At 35.7% G+C, this 22,069-nt stretch carries 14 protein-coding genes; 13 read left to right on the top strand and 1 reads right to left on the bottom strand.

Features of this window, described 5'->3' with window-relative positions; genetic code table 11:
* Window positions 1-6: 6 nt before the first annotated feature.
* Both pncA and ACFRAE_RS14275 read left to right on the top strand, forming a co-directional pair.
* A complete protein-coding gene (gene pncA / locus ACFRAE_RS14280; RefSeq protein ID WP_422797843.1) occupies window positions 7-597 on the top strand; it encodes a bifunctional nicotinamidase/pyrazinamidase in 591 nt (196 codons plus the stop codon).
* A gap of 166 nt (window positions 598-763) precedes the next feature.
* Complete coding sequence (locus ACFRAE_RS14275) at window positions 764-925, top strand: hypothetical protein (RefSeq protein WP_422797842.1); 162 nt, start codon at window positions 764-766, stop codon at window positions 923-925.
* Window positions 926-1,026: 101 nt separating this feature from the next.
* On the opposite strand, the gene ACFRAE_RS14270 is transcribed toward ACFRAE_RS14275, so the two are convergent.
* Entirely contained in the window at window positions 1,027-3,828 is a 2,802-nt protein-coding gene (locus tag ACFRAE_RS14270) for an outer membrane beta-barrel protein (protein WP_422797841.1), read from the bottom strand.
* Between the two features lie 126 nt (window positions 3,829-3,954).
* Between ACFRAE_RS14270 and ACFRAE_RS14265 the strand changes: the two genes are divergently transcribed.
* From ACFRAE_RS14265 to ACFRAE_RS14215, 11 genes are all read left to right on the top strand, one after another.
* On the top strand, window positions 3,955-4,497 hold the full coding sequence (locus ACFRAE_RS14265; protein WP_422797840.1) for a TetR/AcrR family transcriptional regulator: 543 nt from the start codon (window positions 3,955-3,957) through the stop codon (window positions 4,495-4,497).
* A 90-nt stretch (window positions 4,498-4,587) separates the two neighbouring features.
* On the top strand, window positions 4,588-6,294 hold the full coding sequence (locus tag ACFRAE_RS14260; RefSeq protein ID WP_422797839.1) for a glycoside hydrolase family 3 protein: 1,707 nt from the start codon (window positions 4,588-4,590) through the stop codon (window positions 6,292-6,294).
* 228 nt (window positions 6,295-6,522) lie between these two features.
* On the top strand, window positions 6,523-7,950 hold the full coding sequence (locus ACFRAE_RS14255) for an L-serine ammonia-lyase (RefSeq protein ID WP_422797838.1): 1,428 nt from the start codon (window positions 6,523-6,525) through the stop codon (window positions 7,948-7,950).
* Window positions 7,951-8,465: 515 nt separating this feature from the next.
* Window positions 8,466-11,756, top strand: a complete 3,291-nt coding sequence (locus tag ACFRAE_RS14250) for a SusC/RagA family TonB-linked outer membrane protein (RefSeq protein WP_422797837.1) — start codon at window positions 8,466-8,468, stop codon at window positions 11,754-11,756.
* On the top strand, window positions 11,757-13,250 hold the full coding sequence (locus tag ACFRAE_RS14245) for a RagB/SusD family nutrient uptake outer membrane protein (protein WP_422797836.1): 1,494 nt from the start codon (window positions 11,757-11,759) through the stop codon (window positions 13,248-13,250).
* A 3-nt stretch (window positions 13,251-13,253) separates the two neighbouring features.
* The gene (locus tag ACFRAE_RS14240) at window positions 13,254-14,015 is read left to right on the top strand and encodes a DUF4843 domain-containing protein (RefSeq protein ID WP_422797835.1); all 762 of its coding nucleotides are present in this window, start codon (window positions 13,254-13,256) and stop codon (window positions 14,013-14,015) included.
* A gap of 15 nt (window positions 14,016-14,030) precedes the next feature.
* The gene (locus ACFRAE_RS14235) at window positions 14,031-15,500 is read left to right on the top strand and encodes a PKD-like family lipoprotein (protein ID WP_422797834.1); all 1,470 of its coding nucleotides are present in this window, start codon (window positions 14,031-14,033) and stop codon (window positions 15,498-15,500) included.
* A 137-nt stretch (window positions 15,501-15,637) separates the two neighbouring features.
* Window positions 15,638-16,492 carry an MBL fold metallo-hydrolase gene (locus tag ACFRAE_RS14230; protein WP_422797833.1) on the top strand — a complete coding sequence of 285 codons (855 nt, stop codon included), beginning with the start codon at window positions 15,638-15,640 and terminating at the stop codon, window positions 16,490-16,492.
* Window positions 16,493-16,642: 150 nt separating this feature from the next.
* On the top strand, window positions 16,643-17,209 hold the full coding sequence (locus ACFRAE_RS14225; RefSeq protein ID WP_422797832.1) for a sigma-70 family RNA polymerase sigma factor: 567 nt from the start codon (window positions 16,643-16,645) through the stop codon (window positions 17,207-17,209).
* 65 nt (window positions 17,210-17,274) lie between these two features.
* The gene (locus ACFRAE_RS14220) at window positions 17,275-18,402 is read left to right on the top strand and encodes a FecR family protein (RefSeq protein ID WP_422797831.1); all 1,128 of its coding nucleotides are present in this window, start codon (window positions 17,275-17,277) and stop codon (window positions 18,400-18,402) included.
* Window positions 18,403-18,676: 274 nt separating this feature from the next.
* Window positions 18,677-22,069, top strand: a complete 3,393-nt coding sequence (locus tag ACFRAE_RS14215) for a SusC/RagA family TonB-linked outer membrane protein (RefSeq protein ID WP_422797830.1) — start codon at window positions 18,677-18,679, stop codon at window positions 22,067-22,069.

Below are 22,069 nucleotides of genomic sequence, written 5' to 3'. Positions count from 1 at the left end.
TTGAAAATGAAAGCATTGATTATTGTAGATGTTCAAAATGATTTCCTGCCGGGTGGAGCTTTGGAGGTGAGTAAAGGAGATGAAATCATACCGGTGATCAATTACATCCAAAAAGATTACGATTTAATCGTGGCTACACAAGACTGGCACCCTGCTAATCATCAAAGTTTTGTATCGCAGCATCCTGGTAAATTACCCTTCGAAATCATAGAATTGGCAGGCATGACTCAAGTGTTATGGCCGGACCATTGCATTCAAGATTCTTATGGAGCTCAATTTGCCGAAGATCTTCAGCTTGCTCGGGTGGAAGGAATTTTCAGGAAGGGATTGAATCCTTTCATCGATAGCTATTCTGGATTTTATGATAATGGTCGATTAAAAAATACCGGACTATCAGGGTATTTAAAAGATCGTGGGGTAGCCGAACTGCATGTTTCGGGACTTGCAGCGGATTTTTGCGTTTTTTATACCGCGATGGATGCCCTTAGCGAGGGTTTTAAAACCAGCATTATTTCTAAAGCAACCAAAGCGATCGATAAGGGTGCAATGATGGAAAAGAAAAATGAATTTATCCGCGCGGGAGGATTATTAATATAATCTTGAGCGGAAGCGGATTGCCCAATATACTGACCTCAATCTAGGGTTTGCTTTGTAAATGGCTTAGCCTACCTTTTGTATCCTATGAACTAATTTTACTATACCTTATCATGGGTCCTTATCTCCTTATTAAATGGAAAAATTCTGAATCCTAAAGGGGAATTGCATGTCGCATTTGGAAAAATACGAGTCTACTTTTACTGGCAATTTCTATGGATCTTCTTCGGATCTCCTTCGTGTTTTTTCAATGGGGATCCGAAAGAGGTCCGATGGAGATCCGATGGAGATCCGTAAATTAAGGCCTTCAATGCCATTTAAATCGGGCTAAAACCGCTGCTGGAGCTATAAAAAAAAACACCTCATTTTAGAGGTGTTTTAACATGGTTATAGACCTTTCTAAAAGCTATAAAGAAAAGTTTCGTTTGCAAATTAATCCGGTCTTCCAAAACCTCCGCCTGGTCGGCCACCACCTTGCCATGGTCCTCCTGATCCTCGATCTGGACGGCCACCTTGCCCTCCGCCAAATTTGCGAATATTGTACGTTAAACTAAGTAAGAAATATCGATTTAGGGTATTTGAAGTGATATTGGCGATTTGCGTATCATTGACACTTCGGTTAATGTTTGTGGCATTATTAAAGATGTCAAAAGCTTTCAAGGCAAGTTCTCCATTTTTCTTTTTAAATAATTTGTAGCCTATGGACGCATTCAATAGGGTAAGTGAAGTGGATTCTCGGCCCATAATACCTCCATTTTGAATATATGCAAGGTTGTAATTTAACACCATATTGCTCAAAAACTCTAACGTAAAATTATGACTTAACCGATGGTTTTGGACATTATAGAGTTGATCGCCACTTGTAGGGTTTCTCGTGAAACCAACGTTGTAATTGTAATTTGCCCCTATTATTATTTTATTGCTGAACGTCGAAAATACACCAACGCGTTGAGCAAATCCGAAAGTTAAATTTTTGATTAAATCATCATTTAAATACGAAAAATTACGGTTGTAATAACCATCTGTAGATAAATTAAGGTTGATGCCTAATTTTTTCAAAGGTAAACCATAGCTGTTGTTTAAGTTGATGTTAAATACACCATCTATATTTAGGGGAACTACATATTGACCTCCAGCCCCTAAAATTACATCGTCAAATAGGAGAACCGCTGTATCTGTCGTAAATACGGAATTGATAATTTTATTATTAACATAATTGAAGTTTACATTGGTATTTAAACTTCTACCAGTTGTTTTATTGACGTCTCGAAACTGCAATCGCATCCGGTGACTGTATTCTTGGTTCAAATTTGGATTACCATTACTCATATATAATGGGTTTCCATTATTCAAATAATCTTGCAATTGATCTATGGATGGTGTGTTCGTTGCTGTATTGTAATTAAATTCAATACTTCTTTCTTTGGTAAAGTAGTATTGCGTAGTGAAATCAGGTAAAAAACTAGAAAAATCTGCTGTTGTTTTTAAATCATATGGGAAAGTACGGTCATTTATTCTTAGCCCATGTTCATAATTTAATCCAAATTGAATTCGTAATGTATCGTGTTTATTATAAGAATAGGAAAGACCAGCGCTGTGGTGATTGAAATCATTTCTAAACTCATTGGATAAGCGTTCATTTAATTCTTCATATTGGCCTGTTTCAGCTAGAAAATCCAAAGTTTTTCGGTCGGAATAATTACTAGTGTTTCTAAACCCGTAACTAGCTTGTAACCTAGATAATTTGCTGATATTTTGAGAGAATGAAAGTCTTGAATTAAACCCTGTGCCATAGCCATAGGTAACATTTTCTCGGTTATTGGTATCAATACGATCTAAAATAGAGTTTTTATAATATTCATTGAAAGCTAGGGATTGCCCTAATGCATCGTTGGTTGATTTATTTCCATTGATATTGAAACTGATGGTTTGACCAGGGTTTTTAAATCGATGATTAAAGTTTAAACCTCCACCAAAACTTAGATTACTATTATCATTCAGATTTGTTCTATCTGAATTATTCATTGGCTCGGTTTGTTCCCGAGTCATTTTGCTAAAGGAGATGTTATCTCTATTGGCAATGGTGTAATTTAAATTGGGGGTAAAATCCAATTTATTGACACTATCGATATCCCATTTTACTCGTCCACCAAATTTATGTTCAGAATTATTTTGGTTTCCTAAATTCGTGCTACTTTGAAATTGGTTGGCCCGGTTTCCAGAAATGTATTCGATTTCGGATGCCGATGAAGACAATGTTTTGGAATTATTGAAGTTATAATCGGCACTTACTTCCATCTTTTTATTCAAAATGGTATTGGAATAGGAAGCAGCACCAGCATAGGTATCAGATAATCCCCTTTCCGTATTGCTATTTCCACGGCGAGATCCCCCTCTTCCTTGTTCCCCAAAATTGGTTTCATTGATATTGTTTGCCATGAGGTTTAGTCCCAGTTTACGGTCGCCTTTAAACGCGTTTAAAACAGAACTAAGTGCAAATTTATCACTATCACCTTTTCCGGCATTCATTCTCCCGAAATGGCCTCGTTTTTTGTCGGGTTTGGTGACGATATTAATGACTTTATTTCTTTTTCCGTCATCAAAACCGGAAAATCTTGCAGCTTCACTTTTTTCATCAATAATTTGGAGTTTATCGATCATATCCGCGGGTAGATTTTTTAAGGCTACTTTGGGATCAGTACTGAAAAATTCCTTTCCATCTACGAGTATTCTTGTTACGGGTTCGCCATGAGCTTGCACATTTCCATCTTCATCGATCATTACTCCTGGTACCTGCGCTACCATTTCATCCGCATCAGCATATTCACGAGTTTTAAAGTTTCGCGAATTAAATTCCATGGTATCCCCTTTTACTAATACAGCAGGAGGAGCAGTGATGGCAATTTCTTCAATCATAACTTCCCCTGGTTCCAAATCAATTTGAAAAGTGAGGGGTTTATTGCTGATTTGTATTTCCATGACATAAGGTTTATACCCCAGTAAAGAGGTGCTTAGTCTGTATGTTCCGGCAGCAACTTTATCAAAGTTAAATTCGCCTAAGTCATTGGATTTATTGGAAGTTTGGGTTGAATCTTTTAAATTGAGGAGTTTGAGGGTGACGGAGTTTAATCCTGCACTTTTCGTTTTATCATTTACCTTACCAGAAAGTTTAATCTGCGCACTTACTGGACGCGCAAAACAAATTAAAAGAAAAAGAAACACTACGTATTTCATCTTATTAAGTTATAAATTGATTAATCAATATTAGAGCTTTTAAATGAAAAATAGGGGCTAATCACAAAAAAGATACATTGACTATCGTCTCTACAATAAAATGGATATATTTGTTTTGGATAGAACATGAAAGAGACAGCATTAAGTAGAAAAGAAAAAATTGTGCAAACCGCTTTGCAATTGTTTGCCACTAAAGGCTTTTTAGATACGTCGACGAAAGAAATATCTTCGCAAGCAGGAGTTTCGGAAGCTTTAATTTTTAAACATTTTGGAAATAAAGATTCACTCTTGGCTCATATTGTAAAATCGGGCTACCGGAAAGTATTGTTGCAACATAAAGGGATGATGTCCTATCGCGGTGGGAAAGAGTTTTTAAGAAATATGGTCATGTTGCCAAGTCAATTAGTCGCTGAAGAACCTTTATTTTGGAAATTGCAAGAACGACTGTCTCATCATGCCTTTTCAAAAGCTCAACATGAATTATTCATCAAGCCTGTTCAACCAATATTAGTGAAAGCCTTTACCGAATTAGGTTTTCAAAATCCAGACTTAGAAACGCAATACCTGTTATTAGTGATCGATATGTTGTGGAAAAAAGAAGCCTGTGGTGAAATCGATAATGCACTTGTGATTGCTAATCTAATTAAAGATAAGTACGGTTTGGATTAATGCGTTTTTATGCTTTTTTCAAAATAAAAAACGCAAAAATATTTTTTTAAATAAGGTAATTTGCCTTATTTCGTACAAAACTATCAGCTGATGATTAAAAAAATATTGTTTGTAGGGTTATGCACGCTATTGTTTGCAACTAATTTATTAGCCCAAAAGAAACCAGATTTTGTATCCTTTATTAATCAACAACATGCCTGGGTCGATTCGGTATTCCAGACATTAAGTCCTAAAGAAAAAATTGGACAATTGTTTTTAGTACGAGCCCATACCAATTTAGGTCAAAAATACATTGATTCCGTTAAACAAATTATAGCTAATGAACAATTAGGTGGACTCGTCGTTTTTCAAGGTGGTCCGGTTCGTCATGCAAATATGTTCAACCAATATCAGCAAGTGAGTAAAGTTCCATTATTGATAACTTTCGATGGTGAGTGGGGTTTGGGTATGCGATTGGCAGATTCTACGGTGTCATTTCCTTATCAAATGACTTTAGGAGCTATTCAAAACAATAGCTTGATATACGATATGGGTAGACAGGTGGCTCGTGATTTCCTTCGAATAGGGATGCATTTTAATTTTGCACCGGTGGTGGATATCAATAACAATCCTAAAAATCCGGTAATTAACTTCCGATCATTTGGGGATAATAAGGAGAACGTAACGATCAAAGCGAAAGCGTATATGGATGGTATGGTTGATGGTGGAATTCTAGCATCATTAAAACATTTTCCAGGTCATGGAGATACTGATGTAGATTCCCATTACGATCTTCCGCTCTTAACGTTTGATAAGAAACGATTAGAAAGTTTAGAGATTTTTCCATTTAGAGAATTGATTAAGGCAGGGGCGCCTAGTGTGATGGTTGCTCATATGAACATTCCATCTTTGGATGATACCCCAAACATTCCTTCGTCTATTTCTAAAAAGGTGGTGACGGATTTATTGCGTAATGAATTGGGCTTTCGGGGCTTAACGGTTACGGATGCAATGGATATGAAAGGGGTTAAAAAATTCTTCCCTAATGGTGAGGCAGATGTCATGGCTATTGAAGCGGGACATGACCTTTTGGAGATTTCGGAAAATAGTGAACGTGCTATCGCTTTAATTGAGAAGTCCATTGCGGCAGGACGTTTATCGCAAGCGGATATTGATCATCGTGTGAAACGCGTACTAGCATCCAAATTATGGTTGGGATTAAATAAAGGAACCCATGTAAACAGCAATTATTTGTACGAGGATTTGAATACGGCAAGTGAGCAAAGTTTAGTTCAGCGTTTAGCAGATGCTTCGGTAACGTTATTGAATGCTGACCGTGTATTGAAACGATTTGACACCAAAAAAGAAACGGCTGTGGTGAGTGTGGGTATAGCACAGGCACAGGATTTTGAAATAGGATTGTCTAATCAATTAACGAATGGTAAAAACTTTTTTATAAAAGGGGATGAGTCTGAAGAACAGTTAAACATATTGTTGAAAGAGGTTAAAGATTTTAAACAAATTGTATTGGCTATTCATGATAATCGTAGTAGACCAAGAAGTGAATTAACTTTTAATGAGGCGACAAAAGCTTTTGTGCACGAATTAGCTGGAAAAAGAACTTTAACGGTTATGTTTACCAATCCTTATGCTTTAAATGCGGTAGATGTTCATCGCAGTGGTTCATTAATTATGTGCTATCAAAATGAATCTTTCATGCAAAAAGCGGCATTGAAAGTGTTATTAAAACAATTGAAAGCAACAGGTAAGTTGCCAGTGACTATTTCTAAGCGATATGAGTTTTCAGATGGAAAATAAGCCTTCTATACGATAATATTAATGAGCCAGTGTTTTTCCTTGGCTCATTTTTTTTGTCCTCAACTGGAAATTACTAAAATAGAAATGTAATTTTTAGGAAGTAAAATTGATAGATTTTCAACAGAAATAATGTTTGTTTGATAATTCAAAAAAACTAAAACACTAATCTAATTCTCCTTGTGGAATTGGTTAAAGAAAATCTATTTTTGTGCGTAATTATAATCAATCATGGCAAAAGAGCAAATATCGATTTTCGACATGTTTAAGATTGGCATAGGGCCTTCTAGTTCTCATACCTTAGGGCCTTGGCGAGCTGCGCAACGATTTGTTCAAGTGCTGATTGATAGAAAGTTATTATCAAGTGTTGAGCAGGTAAATATCTTATTGTATGGTTCTTTAGCGAAGACAGGGATAGGGCATGGGACGGATATTGCGGTGCTACTGGGTTTGAGTGGAGATGATCCTGTTACTTTTGATGTGCATGATGTGCTACCGAAGGTGGAACGTATAAAACAATCGAATCTTTTAGTCCTAGGGGCTCAACATCAGGTTTCATTTAGCTATGCTGCGCATTTGATGTTTTTATATGAGCAAAGCCTGCCTTTCCATCCAAATGCAGTTACCTTTCAAGCCTTGTTAAATGATGGGACAGCGGTTAGTGAGACCTACTATTCTATTGGTGGCGGTTTTGTGGTGCAAGAAGGAGATGCTGAAGGTGTACTTTCTGAAATAGATTTGCCTTTTCCAATTGATACGGCACAAGAATTAATGGTTTCTTGCATGCGTACTGGATTGAAAATCTCCGAGTTGGTTTTGGAAAATGAATGTTCGTGGAGATCAGAGGAAGAAACAAGGACAGGTGTATTAAAGATTTTTCAAGCCTTAAAAGATTGTATCTATAAAGGTTGCCATACAGATGGCTTATTGCCTGGAGGTTTGAATGTGGAACGTCGGGCATCTAAATTAAATAAGCGTATGCTAAAGGATAGGCCCTACCATGATTTTGATACTTGGGTGGAGGCTATTCGAAGTGGAGGCAAGGATTTTGGGTATATCTTGGATTGGGTAAGCTGTTTTGCATTGGCTGTGAATGAAGAAAATGCTTCTTTTGGTCGAGTTGTAACCGCGCCTACCAATGGGGCAGCAGGTGTTATCCCTGCAGTATTGCAATATTATATTGTTTTCCACGATTGTTATCAAGAGGATAAGATTATTCAATTTATAGCGACAGCCTCAGAAATTGGGTCTATTTTTAAAAAAGGCGCTACCATTTCAGCGGCTATGGGTGGTTGTCAAGCAGAAATCGGCGTGTCATCGGCAATGGCTGCCGGGGCATTAACGGAATGTTTAGGCGGTTCGCAAAGACAGGTATTGATGGCTGCCGAAATTGCGATGGAGCATCACTTGGGCTTAACTTGCGACCCTATCGGTGGTTTAGTGCAGATTCCATGTATCGAACGAAATACCATGGGGGCTATCAAAGCAATTACAGCGGCTCAATTGGCTCTACAGTCAAATCCTGATAAAGCAAAGGTAAGTTTGGATGCCGTAGTAAGCACAATGTGGGAAACAGCGCAAGATATGAATGTTAAATATAAAGAAACTGCTGATGGCGGATTGGCAATTAAGGTGCCTTTGAGCTTGCCGGAGTGTTAATGTAAAGAAAATGATTCTTGAGTATAGATCACCTAATGTAGTTAGGTGATTTTTTTTTGTCAAACTTTTCCTACGATTTTGAATGACGAGCAGTTGACGCATTGCCGATATTTCTTCGTAGTATTTCTCAATACACAGATTTCTTAAAAAATACGCCTACAAATAGATTATAACTTCGATTATGTTAATTTAATTATACACGAATTAATATCGATTGATTTTTTTTAGTGTAAAAACTTATAAATTAGTTTAATATTGAATTTAAATAATTAAAAGGACAATTGTATTAAACATCCGTTTATAATTATAAATCAGGGGTAAAAATAGGTTGTATTTTAAAGTTTAGATTAAACTAAAGTTTAAAATAGATATTTATTATCCCTTGCATTAAAACAATTATTAACCATTTTATGAGATTTTAATTATTTATGGAAAAAGAATTACACGTTATTCTCCGCGGGTTTGTAAAACACAAAATTAAAAGGCTTATCATTCCTCTGAACCATGGAATTTCAATGTTAATCATTCAGTTAGCGTTTGTACTACCTCTTTACGCACAGCAAATTACATTGGCAGAAAAAAACAGCTCTGTTTTACAAATTGTTGAAAAAGTAAGCAAACAGATGAAATCAGATTTGGTGGGAGATCTATCCTTGTTAAAGAATACAAGCCCAATTAGTATTCAAGTTACGAATATGCCCGTTGAGGAGCTGCTGGCGGTATTAGAAAAAGACCAGCCGATAAATCTGAGGTACAAGAATAATACGATCATTATCAGCTCGAAAAAAAACCTAGAGCAGGTGATTCCCCACGTGGTTAAACAGGATCAAATCGTACTGCAGGGTAGGGTAGTGAATACCAATGGACAGGCTTTAGCGGGGGTAAGTGTTTTTTTAGATGAGCCTAATAAATCGCTTGGACAAACATCGAAAGATGGCGAATTCACGATTAAAATAAACTTGAAATCTAAAATTACATTTAAAATGTTAGGTTTTGAACCTAAAACTATTGCAGTGGATGGGCAGAACGATCTAATTATCGTGCTGATACAGGAAAACCAAATGATTGAAGAAACAGTAGTCACAGGTTATTCTACATACAGGAAAGAGAATTTTACAGGAGCTGCTGTGATTATTACCAGAAAAGATATTGAGAAATTTAATGCTGGGAATATATTTTCAATGATACAGGCATTAGACCCCTCTTTCAAAGTCGATGAGCGTGTAAAAGAAGGCTCCAATCCGAATGCGCTGCCTGAAATTAATATTCGCGGAATTTCCAGTGTAGGTGATTATGCGGTGAATGCCCCCTTGGTTATTTTGGATGGTTTTGAAGTTTCTTTATCCACCTTATATGATCTTGATGTAAATCGGATTGAAAGTATCTCGATTTTGAAAGATGCGAGTTCTACAAGTTTATATGGATCAAGAGGTGGAAATGGGGTGATTGTCATTGAAACGCGATTACCAAAGGATGGCAGATTTACAATTACTTATGACAATAGACCAAGCATGTCGATTGTAGACTTGAGCGATTATAATTTGATGGATGCATCGGAGAAACTTGAATATGAAAGGTTGGCAGGAAAATATATCAGCCAATCGGAGATTTTTGAATATGAACAGATGGAAAATGAAGTGTTTGGAAATTTATATAATAAACGACTTCGTGATGTGAATTCTGGGGTAAATTCCTACTGGTTAAAATTACCAATTCAAAATACGTTAACAGTAAATAACAGCCTACGGATGGAAGGAGGTCGGGATGATGTACGCTACAGCCTAGAAGGGAATTATCACAATTATAAGGGGGTCATGAAAGAGTCGGGTAGAATTCGAGGAGGTGCTGGTTTTAATTTGATTTATAGGATTCCGAAAATTATCACCTTTCGAAATATAGCAAGTTATCAATATACCAAAAGCTATGAAAGTCCCTATGGTTCATTTTATGATTATACAATTTTAAATCCTTATGAGAAAATATATGATGATAGAGGGAAATACATTGTGAAATTCAGTGAGTTGGGGAAGTTTTATAATTTCGGTGATATCGATTTGTTTAACCCTTTGTATAATGCCCAATTAGGATTTAAAGATCAAAATGTTTCCCATAGCATAAATAATAATTTATCCTTAGAATGGACGATTAAGCCGTATTTGATTTTACGCTCTAAGGCTGGCCTTTCAAGAATTATAACTACTACTGACACGTATAAATCACCTTTTCACACAGATTTTATTAAGGAAAAGGACCCTAATCGGAAAGGGTCGTACGGGTTTGGGAATTCGACATCGATGGGGTATGAAGGACGTTTAGATCTTCAATTTTCAAATACATTTAATAAGCATCAGATCACAGCAAATTTGGTTTCTGAAATTCGGTCCTCTGAGGTGAGCGGTAATTCCCATGTTGTGACTGGATATGCCGACGATCGCTTTATAAGTCCCCAAATGGCTTTAGGTTACAAGATTAATTCATTGCCTTTATCCATATCAAAGCCAGTACGAGAAATTGGGTTTTTAGGAACATTTTTCTATACCTATGATAATCGATACAATTTAAGTTTTACAGGTCGAAGTGATGGCGCTTCAATTTATGGGAAAGAGAATCGTTTTAGTAATTTTTGGTCAACTGGGGTTTCTTACAATATGCATAATGAAAAATGGTTTCATAAATCTTTCATTAGTCGTTTCCGAGTTTTTGCTAATGTTGGGACCAATAGTACCGTCAATAATATGAATGCCGGGATGGTGAGTACTTCCTTTAGTTTTCTATCCGGAATCTATTACCATAATCAATATGCAGCGGTTTATTCAGGGCAAGGAAATCCGAAAATGAGATGGCCAGAACAGTTGCAAACGAGTATGGGTTTGGATATTACCTTATTGGATAATTTATTTAATCTGAACGCTTCTTTGTATGAAAGAACGACTGCAAAAATGATTTCACCAATAACTGTAGCCTCATCTTTTGGTTTTTCAGGGAACGGATATTTTCAAAATTTGGGCAAAGCTAGAAATAGAGGTTTTGAATTAATGGCCAATGTAAGATTGTATCAAGATCAGCAGAAAGATTTTACCTGGTTTATGAATGTTGGAGCAGTTCAAAATAGAAGTAAATTATTAGAGATATCCAATGAATTGAGAAAACTGAATGAGTCCAATGTTACGAAGGTGGATGGGAAAATTATTTCCCCTTCTGTTTATTATATGGAAGGACAATCGCTTTCTATTATACGGTCTGTTCCATCATTGGGAATAGATCCAGCTAATGGCCAGGAAATGTTTTTACACCAGGATGGTTCTGTTAGTTACCTATGGGATGCAAAAAATCAAATAGTCGTTGGCAATCAGGAACCAGATCTGTACGGGTCTTTGGGTACAAATATAAATTACAAAGGTTTTTCAGTTCAGTTGAATGCTGTTTATTCGATCGGGGGGGATATATTTAATCAAACATTGATTGATAAAATTGAGAATAATAATCCTTACTTCAATGCGGATAGGAGGGTTTTAGAGCAGCGTTGGAAGCAACCGGGTGATGTGGCAAAATATAAATCTATTAGTGTTGAAACGATTACCCAGGCTTCTAGTAGGTTTGTTCAAGTAGAAAACTTCTGGCGATTAGCGTCTATTAATATCAATTATAATTTTCCACTTTCCTACCTGCAAAAATACAAGCTGCAACGCTTGAAATTGAATTTTTCAATGAATGACCCTCTTCGTATCAGTTCGGTACGAATGGAGCGTGGATTAAGTTATCCTTATGCAAGAGAATACAATTTTGGTTTAATGATTCAATATTAAATGATGAGAACAATAATATTTGCTATACTAATTTTATGCAGTCTATCTGGTTGTGAAAAATTTCTAAATATAAATCCTATAAATAAGGCTTATGAGGATGAATTATTTGCCGATAGGAGTGGTTTTGAGAGCGTTCTTGCAGGTGTTTATCATAAAATGGCCTCAGTTCCTTTGTATGGAAAAGAGTTGAAATTTGGTTTTATGGAAACGCTCGTTGGATCTTACACGAATTTAAATTCTTCCCACTATTACTATCATGCTTCACAGCATCAATATAACTACAATATTCCTTTAAAACGAATCAGTGAAATTTGGTCAGAATCTTATAATTTGATCAATCAGACAAATATCATTTTGAAAAATATTGAAAATATTAAAGATGATAGCTACTATAATTTAGTGAAGGGAGAAGCATTAGGTATCCGGTGTTTGATGCATTTTCAACTACTCAAACTCTTTGGCCCTGTGATAAAGGAAGAGGGTATTGAAGGGGCTAGTATTCCCTATAAAGAAAAAACAGAATTTGTCGGTGGACAATATCCTACTACACAAGAATTTTTAGAGAAATTGGAAAAGGACCTCGCTGAAGCGAGAGCATTATTAATTAATGATCCTTTAAGAACAAACCTAAGAGATGCCAACTTAAATATATTAGCGTATGAACGGTATAATAGTTTGATAGATTATAGAGCGGTCAGAATGAATTACTATGCCGTGATTTCTTTGCAGGCATTAGTAGCGCAATGGAAGGGTGACTTGGTGATAGCTAGGCAATATGCGGAAGAACTGCTGGAAGAATTCGAAACCAAGCAGACTTCTATACGATTGATTACGGCAGGTGAGAGGAATGAATCTAGTAATAGTAGATTCCCTATGGAAAATATATTTGCTTTACTAAGTCCTAATTTATTGCAAAATGCCTTAATTGTACATACTACAATTAATGATGATCACGAAATAGGTACAACACCATACTTATTTCCGAATTATAATTTCCTCTTAAAGAACCTCTATAATGTGGCTGAATATGGTTCTATAAACGATTTTAGATTATTGAACTGGTTTGGTCGATATAACGAAGAAAGTACCACATGGAAATTGATCAAGTTTGTGTTTGATCCAAAATACCTTTACAGTGCGGAAAAGAAAAGGTATGAGAATAAAATAATTTCTATCCATACAATTTATATGATTGCTGCAGAAGAATATGCTAAAAGCGATCCTAATAAAGCTATAAGTTATTTGAATAAAGTTCGTAATGCACGAAATATCACTAAAAATATAGAATACAAGAGTGAATTGACTGAAGAAATCATATTAAACTTAGTGTTTGATGAGATGCGAAAGGACAATATTGATGAGGGGTATATGTTTGGAGAATACAAAAGGCAGTTTCGGGCGATCCATAGAGCTAGGCCTGTTAAGCCAACTGTAGCAATATTTAAATTTCCAATTCCTGTAGATGAACAATTGTATAATCCTCAAAATAAATAATTGATGAAAACTTTATTGACTTTAATGCTTTTTGTGGCATTGATTATTGGCTGCAAACAAGATAATCTGTTGGGGTTTGACACTGCAAAATCCTATATCTACTTTGCGTATGCAGAAAAGAAAAATACTGTAGAAAATTATACGGACAGTATCTTTTATAGTTTTGCAATGGATGAAGATTTAACGCTTCAAGAAAAAGAGATTAAAATACCTGTTCGAATAGCTGGATTGTCATCCTCCATGGATCGAACCTATAAATATGTGATCGATGAGTCTTCAAAATATGATCCTACGGCTGTACGAATTTCAAATCCTGTAATTTCAGCGAATAAGTTTGAAGATACCTTAAGAATTCATTTTAAACGTGTGCCATCTATGCTTGAAACGGACATGGAAATAAAATTGAATTTAGAACTTAACGATCAATTTCATCTAGGGAATACATTTAATAACAGCATAAAAATAGTCTGTAATGACGTGTTGAATGCTCCTTCTTGGTGGGTCGGTTGGCAAAAGTATTTTGGGCCATTTTATAAAGAGGTATTTCAAAAATGGATGCAAATCTATTATCTAGGAGTAGACAAAAGTCCAGATTTATATGAAGGGACTCCAGGTCCTGTTTATTACTGGAACAATATGCCGACTGGATTATTGAGCAGCTTCCCGATAACATTTATGTACCTCAAACTTCTAAAGAATTATTTTGAAGAAAACGTGGTTTATCCAAACGGAGATAATACCAAAGATCGAATTTTATTACCCTAAACGCGCCATTAAATCATGTATAGACAAATAATTATCATACTCAGCATTGTTGTATTTCTCCTGTTTAATCGATGTTCTAAGGAACTGGGAAACTATAAGTATGGGGAATTGAATGAAGTAAATATATCAGGACTGCTAGCAGGAGATCATGATACCGATAGAATATTTAATTTACCTTTTAAAGGTACTTTAGAGCTTAATCCTACGGTAGAAGGAACATTGAGTGGTGCAGACCATAAAAAACTAACTTTTGAATGGAAAATTGACGATAAAATTATTTCAAACACACTAAACCTAAAATTTACAGCAAATGAAAAGTATGGAAAATTACCTGGTGAATTTATAGTAACGGATAATGAAACTGGTTTTAAAAAGTATTATCATTTCTTCATTAATATTGTGAATCCTTTTAAATTGGGATATTATGTTTTAGCGAAGAATGCAGACGATGAGGCCATTTTATATTGCAAATCTACCCTCGTAAAAGAAAGTGTTTTTGAAAAGGTTCTTATTCCGAATATGGTGTTAGGTAAAAATCCATTAACTATTGGAGGGGTTAGGGAGTACGGGAATTCGAGCACTGATTATTACAATAAATTAATATTTGGAATAAGGAATTCTGCTAATCCTGTTTTTATGATAGATACAAGGGAATTTTTACCTATACTGGTTTATAATAATGAGGCCTATGTTGGGGATAAAACTAATTTTAATTTTCAGCCTACAGAAGTAATGATTGATTCTTTTTTTCCTGTCATTTATGTTGTCAATGATGGGAAGATTCATATTTTACAAAAGGGTGGAATTGATCTACCAATATTTAGTAAGGATCCGAATCATTATAGCGCAGGGTTTGGCAGTTTAGTGAAAACGAATAGTAGCGGGCATCGATTTTTAAGCTTTTATGATACGAAAAATAAAACAATGCGCTTGCTGGATAATAGTATTTCGAATATATCTTATGACTTCACAAAAAGCTATGATCAGATCGTAGAACCATCCTTGTTTAAAAATCAAAAGTTTATTACAGGTTGTCAAACGAATTTAGACGGAAATGTCAAAATGATGTATTTAATGTTGGAAGGGCAAACATTGAAATCGTATAAGGTAAATTACGATAGCAAACGGATCCCTACTGATGTCGTAAAATTGGCTGAAAATGCCATTCCTGGGGATGGAATTGTGACCTCTGCCTATTATGATTTCATGAGTAATTTTTGGTATTTATCGACGAGCAGGGCTATTTTTCGTGCTTCTCATTTAGGGCTTGAGTTTCAACCTTATGTGGAGTTACCACAAGATTTTACAGGAACTATAAAGAAATTCAAAATCATGAATAATAGGTTAATGATCGGAGCGTATGATGAAGGGTTTGCTGGTGATAAAAAAAGCTCAGTCTTTTTGTATAACATTAATACGATGCAATTAATATTTCGAGATGAACATGTTACGGAAGAGATCATAGATTTGCACATCGGAAATTAGAACATATTTGAATCAAACTATAATCCATAAACCGATAAGTTTAAACTTATCGGTTTAATTTTTTTAAAATAATATGAATGCTGGATCAGCTACTTAATAAATCTTTTGCCTCTGTATAGATTTTCTATCTTTGTCCTATGATTCAATATTGTGCACTAGCTTCAGGGAGTAATGGAAATTCTTATTATGTGAGTAAGAATGGGAAAGGAATCCTGATCGATATCGGTATCAATAGTAAGCAATTACATCTTCGGATGGCAAGTGTGGGCGTTGATCCTTGCAGTATTGAAGCGATTTTTATCACCCACGAGCATGTAGATCATATCGCTGGATTATCGGTATTTACCAAAAAATATCAGATTCCTGTCTTTATGACCAAGGGAACATACGAATCCTGTGCGCATCTTATACCAGCTTATTTAATCAATATTATTGCATCAAATTCCTGTGTTCAAATTGGGGAATTGGCGATATATGGGATTCCGAAGATTCATGATGCTAAGGAGCCATGTAGCTTTTTAGTAAGTGATGGAAAGACCAATATTGCTGTACTCACCGATTTGGGAAGTGTGTGTGCGAATGTACAACGTGCGATTTCCTTATCGGATATTCTTATCCTAGAATCTAATTACGATGAATTTATGTTGAAAAATGGTCGATATCCTTATTATTTGAAAAATAGGATTTCTGGAGGAATGGGCCATCTTTCAAATTCAATATGCTTAAAAGCTTTATTGGAAAATAAATCAGCTAGGTTAAAGCACCTTATTTTAGGTCATCTTTCTGGAGAGAATAATCGAGTCGATTTAGTGTATGAAACTTTTGCAGCACATAGTACAACGTTTACACTTTCAGTAGCAGAAAGACATCAAGCAACGTCTTTATACAGGTATGAATCCGTAGAGATTCATAGGGAACAATCGTTACAAGTTGAAAAAATAGGGGAAACAATCGTTGTCCAAGAATCTTATTTTTTAAGTGGAAGTATATAGGATTTTAACTCCTATAGGCTGTAAATCAATCGTTTGATATTTTTTGGTTTAGCTCATGCGCTTTTAAAAGGATGGTCTTGAAATAGGATATTTTCTCATTAATTTTTTAATATTGCATTTTATTAATCTAATAAGGCCACATTAATCCTCATGGCAAAGGAATTACAGCTGTCTGACGAACATCTTTACACTCTTGTAAATCAAGATAAGCAAAATGCTTATCAGGAAATTTACGAGCGGTATAAGGTTGCGATGTTGGTTTATGCGGCAAAGCGTGTGCCTTTTGAAGTTGCGGAGGATTTAGTTCAGGATATTTTTGTAAAGCTTTGGAATAATCGATTCACGGTCATCATTGAAGAACGGATAGCTGGTTATTTGTTTAAGGCATTGCGCAATAAGATATTGGATTTTATGGATCGCGATGAGAACGCTAAAAAGTATATCAATTCATTAGATGATTTTAGCAATCAATATTCGTATCAGTATGCAGATGAAAAAATTAGATCAGAACATTTTTTAAACCATATCCAGGATCTATTAAAGCAATATGGGCCGCAATATCAGAAAATATTGCATTTAAGAATGGCTGGATATAGCAACCAAGAGATAGCGGATGAGTTGGGTTTATCAGAAAAAACTATTCGCAACAATTACTCTTCCATATTAAAAATTATCCGATCGAAATTCTCTAATGTATTGTTATTTTTATTTTTTTAGGGACATGAGCTTAGTATTGCCGTTATAAAGTGTAGGTAAGAATATCAAAAATTGAATTATCATCTATGGATCAAGAGAAATCATTAATCAAGAAATATCTAACTGAACAAGTGTCAGATAGAGAACGTGATTTCGTAGAGTCTTGGGTAGATCAATTGGGAGAGGATAAAGAAATATCAGCAGAAGAATTATTAAGCATGATTAATTCTTTGGATCGAAAGATGGGTATGCCACCTATAAAAAAATCTAATCCCTATAAACGAGCGCTAACTATTGCAGCAAGTTTGCTTGTTTTCTTTATGGCAGGATATGCTGCTTTTTATTTCTGGAATAAGCAGGAAATAGTCGATATACAATCTTTTAAAGCTCCTTCTAGCGACAATGCCATTATTGTTTTAGATGATAATCAGGAATATGATTTGAATAAACTGAAGGTAGGAGATACCATTCATAGTAATAATTACCATATCACGCGATTGAGCAATGGAGAGGTTTGTTATGTAGTCTCTGAGGAGTCTTCTGCATTGGTTTATAATACTTTGCGGACTAAGGTAGGTGGTACAGCCTCGGTGCTGTTATCCGATGGGACAAAGGTTTGGTTAAATGTAAACTCTGAATTACGTTATCCAGTTCAGTTTGCATCAAACCAACGAGAAGTGTTTTTAAAAGGAGAAGGCTATTTTGAGGTCGAGAAGCTTAGTGAATCGGCAGTCAAGATTCCATTTTATGTTCGTAGTGATCAACATAGTATTTCAGTACTTGGAACTAAATTTAATGTCAATGTCTCTAAGGATTTTGAAACAGCTTTGTTGGAAGGAAAAGTAGCTATTGGAAAAGGGGCAGAGCAGGAAGAGGCATCTCAAATTCAATTTATGACCAATATTCTCCCGAATGAAGTCTATTCAAATGGTCAAATTATTCAAGTAGATCAAATAGAACACTATATTGATTGGAAAGAAGGATATTTCAATCTATACAATCAATCTTTAAAAGATTTATCTGGCAAATTATCCAATTGGTACGGCATAAAAGTTAAATTGGACCCTGATTTAGCAGACAGCAAACTGGTTGGAAGAATAAGTAGAACCAAAGATTTAAAAGAAGTGTTGGAAATTGTGGCTGAAGCTATTCCCATGGATTACCACATCGCTAATGGAGAACTCATTATTCAGAAGCAACAAAACAAAAAATAACTACTAGTATCACTTGTCATTCATTTCTAAGCGATGTTCAAGGATGTTTTATTTATAAAACATCAAAATACCCCTAGCTATTCTTATAAAATTTAAGTGAAGTTTATACTATTAAAAATATTTTTTAATAATCACAGGACATTTATGATTTACTGCCGTTTTTACAATTGATAGAGAGGCGGAAGAAATAACATTATTCTAACATAAGTAATAATGAACTACCTATCGATTATCAAAATTGATAACCCAAATTATTAAAACATTAAGCTACTTTATGAAACAAATTTTACATTTTGTTCTGAGGCTGATTGTCGGATGGAAGCAAACCAAAGTGATCTATAGCATAAGTATGGCTATTGTATTATTTATGGTGAGTGCAAGTGTTCTTGGTTCTGCAAAAGCTCAGGTAATTACACTGAAAGAAAAGAATGCAGCACTGGTAAAAGTGTTGGAAAAAATTAGCAAACAAACCAAATTAGATCTCATTGGAGATTTGAAGTTATTGGATAAAACAGCACCTGTAACAATCGCAGTAACCAATGCGCCGCTTGAGCAAGTATTAAACGAGTTGGCAAAAAATCAACCTGTTCGGTTAATTTATAGGAATAAAACCATTATTGTTGGTGCAAAGTCTGCTACTAATCAGTCTTCATCAACAAGCAGGACTGTTTCTACTTCACAAGAGCAAATGGAGATTAGTGGTTTCGTTTCGAATGATAAGGGAGACCCTCTAGAAGGAGTCAGTATACAACTTACAGATGGAGGTAAAACTTTAGGACAAACAGGTAAAAACGGTCGTTTTTCTATTCTAGCATTCCCAAATGCTAATCTAACTTTTCGAATGCTTGGATTTGAGTCTAGTGCTGTAAATGTCAATGGTAAAACAGAATTGACGATACAGTTAAAGCAAGTGAATCAAGTGATTGAAGAAACGGTCGTGACAGGTTACGGAACATTAAGAAGGGAAAATTTTACCGGGGCAGCAAAAACGATCACACGGAAGGAAATTGAAAAATTTAATACAGGCAATGTTTTTTCCATGTTGCAGGCACTAGATCCATCCTTTAAAGTGGATGAACGAGTAGAAGCAGGGTCCAATCCAAATGTATTGCCTCAAATCAATATCCGCGGTATTTCCAGCGTTGGAGAATATGCTGTAAATGCCCCTTTGGTCATATTGGATGGGTTCGAAGTCGCACTAACTAATTTATATGATTTAGACATTAATCGCATTGAGAGTATTTCTTTATTAAAGGATGCCAGTTCAACAAGTTTATATGGTTCTAGAGGTGGTAATGGTGTCATAGTAATCGAAACTAGATTACCTAAAGATGGCAGATTTACCATTACCTATGATGCCAAACCAAACATGTCTTTTGTGGATTTGAGCGATTATAATTTAATGAATGCGAAGGAGAAGTTAGAATATGAACGATTAGCAGGAATATATGTGAGTGATACAGAAAATCCAGATTGGAATTTGATGGAGCAAGAAATGTATAATAACCTCTACCATGAGCGGTTAAAAAATGTACTATCTGGAGTAGACACCTATTGGTTAAAACAGCCAGTCCGCAATACATTCTCTGTCAATAACAGCATTCGTATGGAGGGAGGAAGCAGTGATGTACGCTACAGCTTGGAAGGAAATTACCATGATTATAAAGGCATCATGAAAGAATCTGGAAGAACCAGAGGTGGGGCAGGGTTCAACTTGATTTACCGTATTCCCAATGTGATTACTTTTAGAAACATAGCTACCTATCAATACACTAAAGGATATGAAAGTCCATTTGGAAATTTCAGTTATTACGCCGATTTAAATCCATATGAAAAGATGTTCGATGCCGAAGGGAAATACAATATTAGATTTGGAGAATTGGGGCAATATTATTCATTTGGTGATGATGTAATGTTTAATCCGCTTTATAATGCGCAATTAGGATTCAAAAATGAATCTGTGACACAGTTTATTAGCAACAACTTATCATTAGAATGGTTTATCAATTCGAAATTTACTTTAAGAGGTAAGGGGGCTATTTCTAGATTAATTGCCAACCATGATCAATACACTTCTCCATTTAATACAGCATTTTATAATGTTACTGATCCAACGCTAAAAGGAACCTATGCATTTGGAGATTCCTCCCAAATGGCCTATGAAGGTAGAATAGAGTTGCAGTATGCAAACATGATAAATAAGCACCAAATTAATGCGAGTATAGTTACTGAAGCACGAGCTTCCAACGTAATCGGGAATTCGCATATCGTCTCAGGATATGCAGACGATCGGTTTATCACGCCACAAATGGCATTAGGGTATCATATAAACACACTACCTGTTTCTATATCAAGACCCGTACGGGAAGTTGGATTCTTAGGTTCTTTATTCTATACCTATGACAATCGATATAATTTAAGTTTTACGGCAAGAAGCGATGGAGCATCAATTTATGGCCATGATAATCGCTTTGGAACATTCTGGTCTGCAGGGGCCTCGTATAATATACATAATGAGCGATGGTTTCCTAAAGGAGTGGTCAATCGACTGCGCGTTTTTGGAAATATAGGTACCAATAGTACTGTCAATAATTTTAATGCAGGTATGGTAAGTACATCTTACCGATTCGTCTCTGGGATGTATTACAACAATCAATATGCAGCGATGTATAGTGGGCAGGGAAACGCGAGTGTCAGGTGGCCTGAGCAGAAACAAACCAGCTTAGGTGTAGATGTTAACTTTTTAGATAACCTATTGAATTTGAATGTTTCTGTCTACGATCGTACCACCAATCGAATGATATCTGAAGTGACGGTAGCGCCATCCTTTGGATTTGCTAAAAATACATTTTTTCAAAATTTAGGAAAAGCACGGAATAGAGGATTTGAAGTCCTAGCCAATGCTCGCATCTATCAAGATACACCAAGTGATTTCACTTGGTACGTGACTGCGGGTGCCGTCCAAAACAGAAGCAAATTATTGGAAATTTCCAATGAACTGCGTGAATTAAATAATTCATTGGTAAGAACCGATGTATCTGGGAATGTTATTGCGCCTTCCACGTATTATGAGGAAGGACAATCGCTGGATATTATTCGTGCGGTACCATCGCTAGGGATTGATCCGGCTACGGGTCGAGAATTGTATGTAGATCGTCAAGGAAATTCAACCTACACTTGGAATGCAAGCAATCAGGTAGTCGTAGGAAATAAGGAACCTGATTTGTATGGCTCACTTGGAACCGCTGTAAATTACAAAGGGTTTTCTATCCAGATCAACTCCCTATACTCGTTGGGGGCAGATGTTTTCAATAATACCTTAATGAATAAAATTGAAAATAATTCACCTTATCTGAATGCCGATAAGCGTGTGTTGGAAGAGCGTTGGAAAGAGCCTGGAGATCAGGCGAAATATAAGTCTATCAGTGATCTTTCGGTAACACAAGTATCCAGTCGTTTTGTACAAAAAGAGAACTTTTGGCGCTTAGCCTCCGTAAACGTAAACTATAATTTTGCTGCAGTAGTTTTGGAGAAATTGAAGTTGCAGCGATTGAAATTAAACTTCTCCATGAATGACCCTTTCCGATTGAGTTCCGTAAGAATGGAAAGAGGCTTGGAATACCCTTATGCAAGGGAATATAATTTTGGTGTAATGGTTCAGTTTTAA

The sequence above is a fragment of the Sphingobacterium sp. HJSM2_6 genome (assembly GCF_049316305.1).
In the GTDB taxonomy this organism is placed as follows: Bacteria; Bacteroidota; Bacteroidia; order Sphingobacteriales; family Sphingobacteriaceae; genus Sphingobacterium.
The sequence above is the reverse complement of the archived record's forward strand: the minus strand, read 5'-3'. Positions and strand labels throughout refer to the sequence as shown.

Coding starts and splice junctions, on each gene's coding strand:
- ACFRAE_RS14215 (WP_422797830.1), top strand. CDS start 18,677: ATGAAACAAATTTTACATTTTGTTCTGAGGCTGATTGTCGGATGGAAG.
- pncA (WP_422797843.1), top strand. CDS start 7: ATGAAAGCATTGATTATTGTAGATGTTCAAAATGATTTCCTGCCGGGT.
- ACFRAE_RS14270 (WP_422797841.1), bottom strand. CDS start 3,828: ATGAAATACGTAGTGTTTCTTTTTCTTTTAATTTGTTTTGCGCGTCCA.
- ACFRAE_RS14255 (WP_422797838.1), top strand. CDS start 6,523: ATGGCAAAAGAGCAAATATCGATTTTCGACATGTTTAAGATTGGCATA.
- ACFRAE_RS14265 (WP_422797840.1), top strand. CDS start 3,955: ATGAAAGAGACAGCATTAAGTAGAAAAGAAAAAATTGTGCAAACCGCT.
- ACFRAE_RS14275 (WP_422797842.1), top strand. CDS start 764: ATGTCGCATTTGGAAAAATACGAGTCTACTTTTACTGGCAATTTCTAT.
- ACFRAE_RS14245 (WP_422797836.1), top strand. CDS start 11,757: ATGATGAGAACAATAATATTTGCTATACTAATTTTATGCAGTCTATCT.
- ACFRAE_RS14235 (WP_422797834.1), top strand. CDS start 14,031: ATGTATAGACAAATAATTATCATACTCAGCATTGTTGTATTTCTCCTG.
- ACFRAE_RS14250 (WP_422797837.1), top strand. CDS start 8,466: ATGTTAATCATTCAGTTAGCGTTTGTACTACCTCTTTACGCACAGCAA.
- ACFRAE_RS14220 (WP_422797831.1), top strand. CDS start 17,275: ATGGATCAAGAGAAATCATTAATCAAGAAATATCTAACTGAACAAGTG.
- ACFRAE_RS14240 (WP_422797835.1), top strand. CDS start 13,254: ATGAAAACTTTATTGACTTTAATGCTTTTTGTGGCATTGATTATTGGC.
- ACFRAE_RS14225 (WP_422797832.1), top strand. CDS start 16,643: ATGGCAAAGGAATTACAGCTGTCTGACGAACATCTTTACACTCTTGTA.
- ACFRAE_RS14230 (WP_422797833.1), top strand. CDS start 15,638: ATGATTCAATATTGTGCACTAGCTTCAGGGAGTAATGGAAATTCTTAT.
- ACFRAE_RS14260 (WP_422797839.1), top strand. CDS start 4,588: ATGATTAAAAAAATATTGTTTGTAGGGTTATGCACGCTATTGTTTGCA.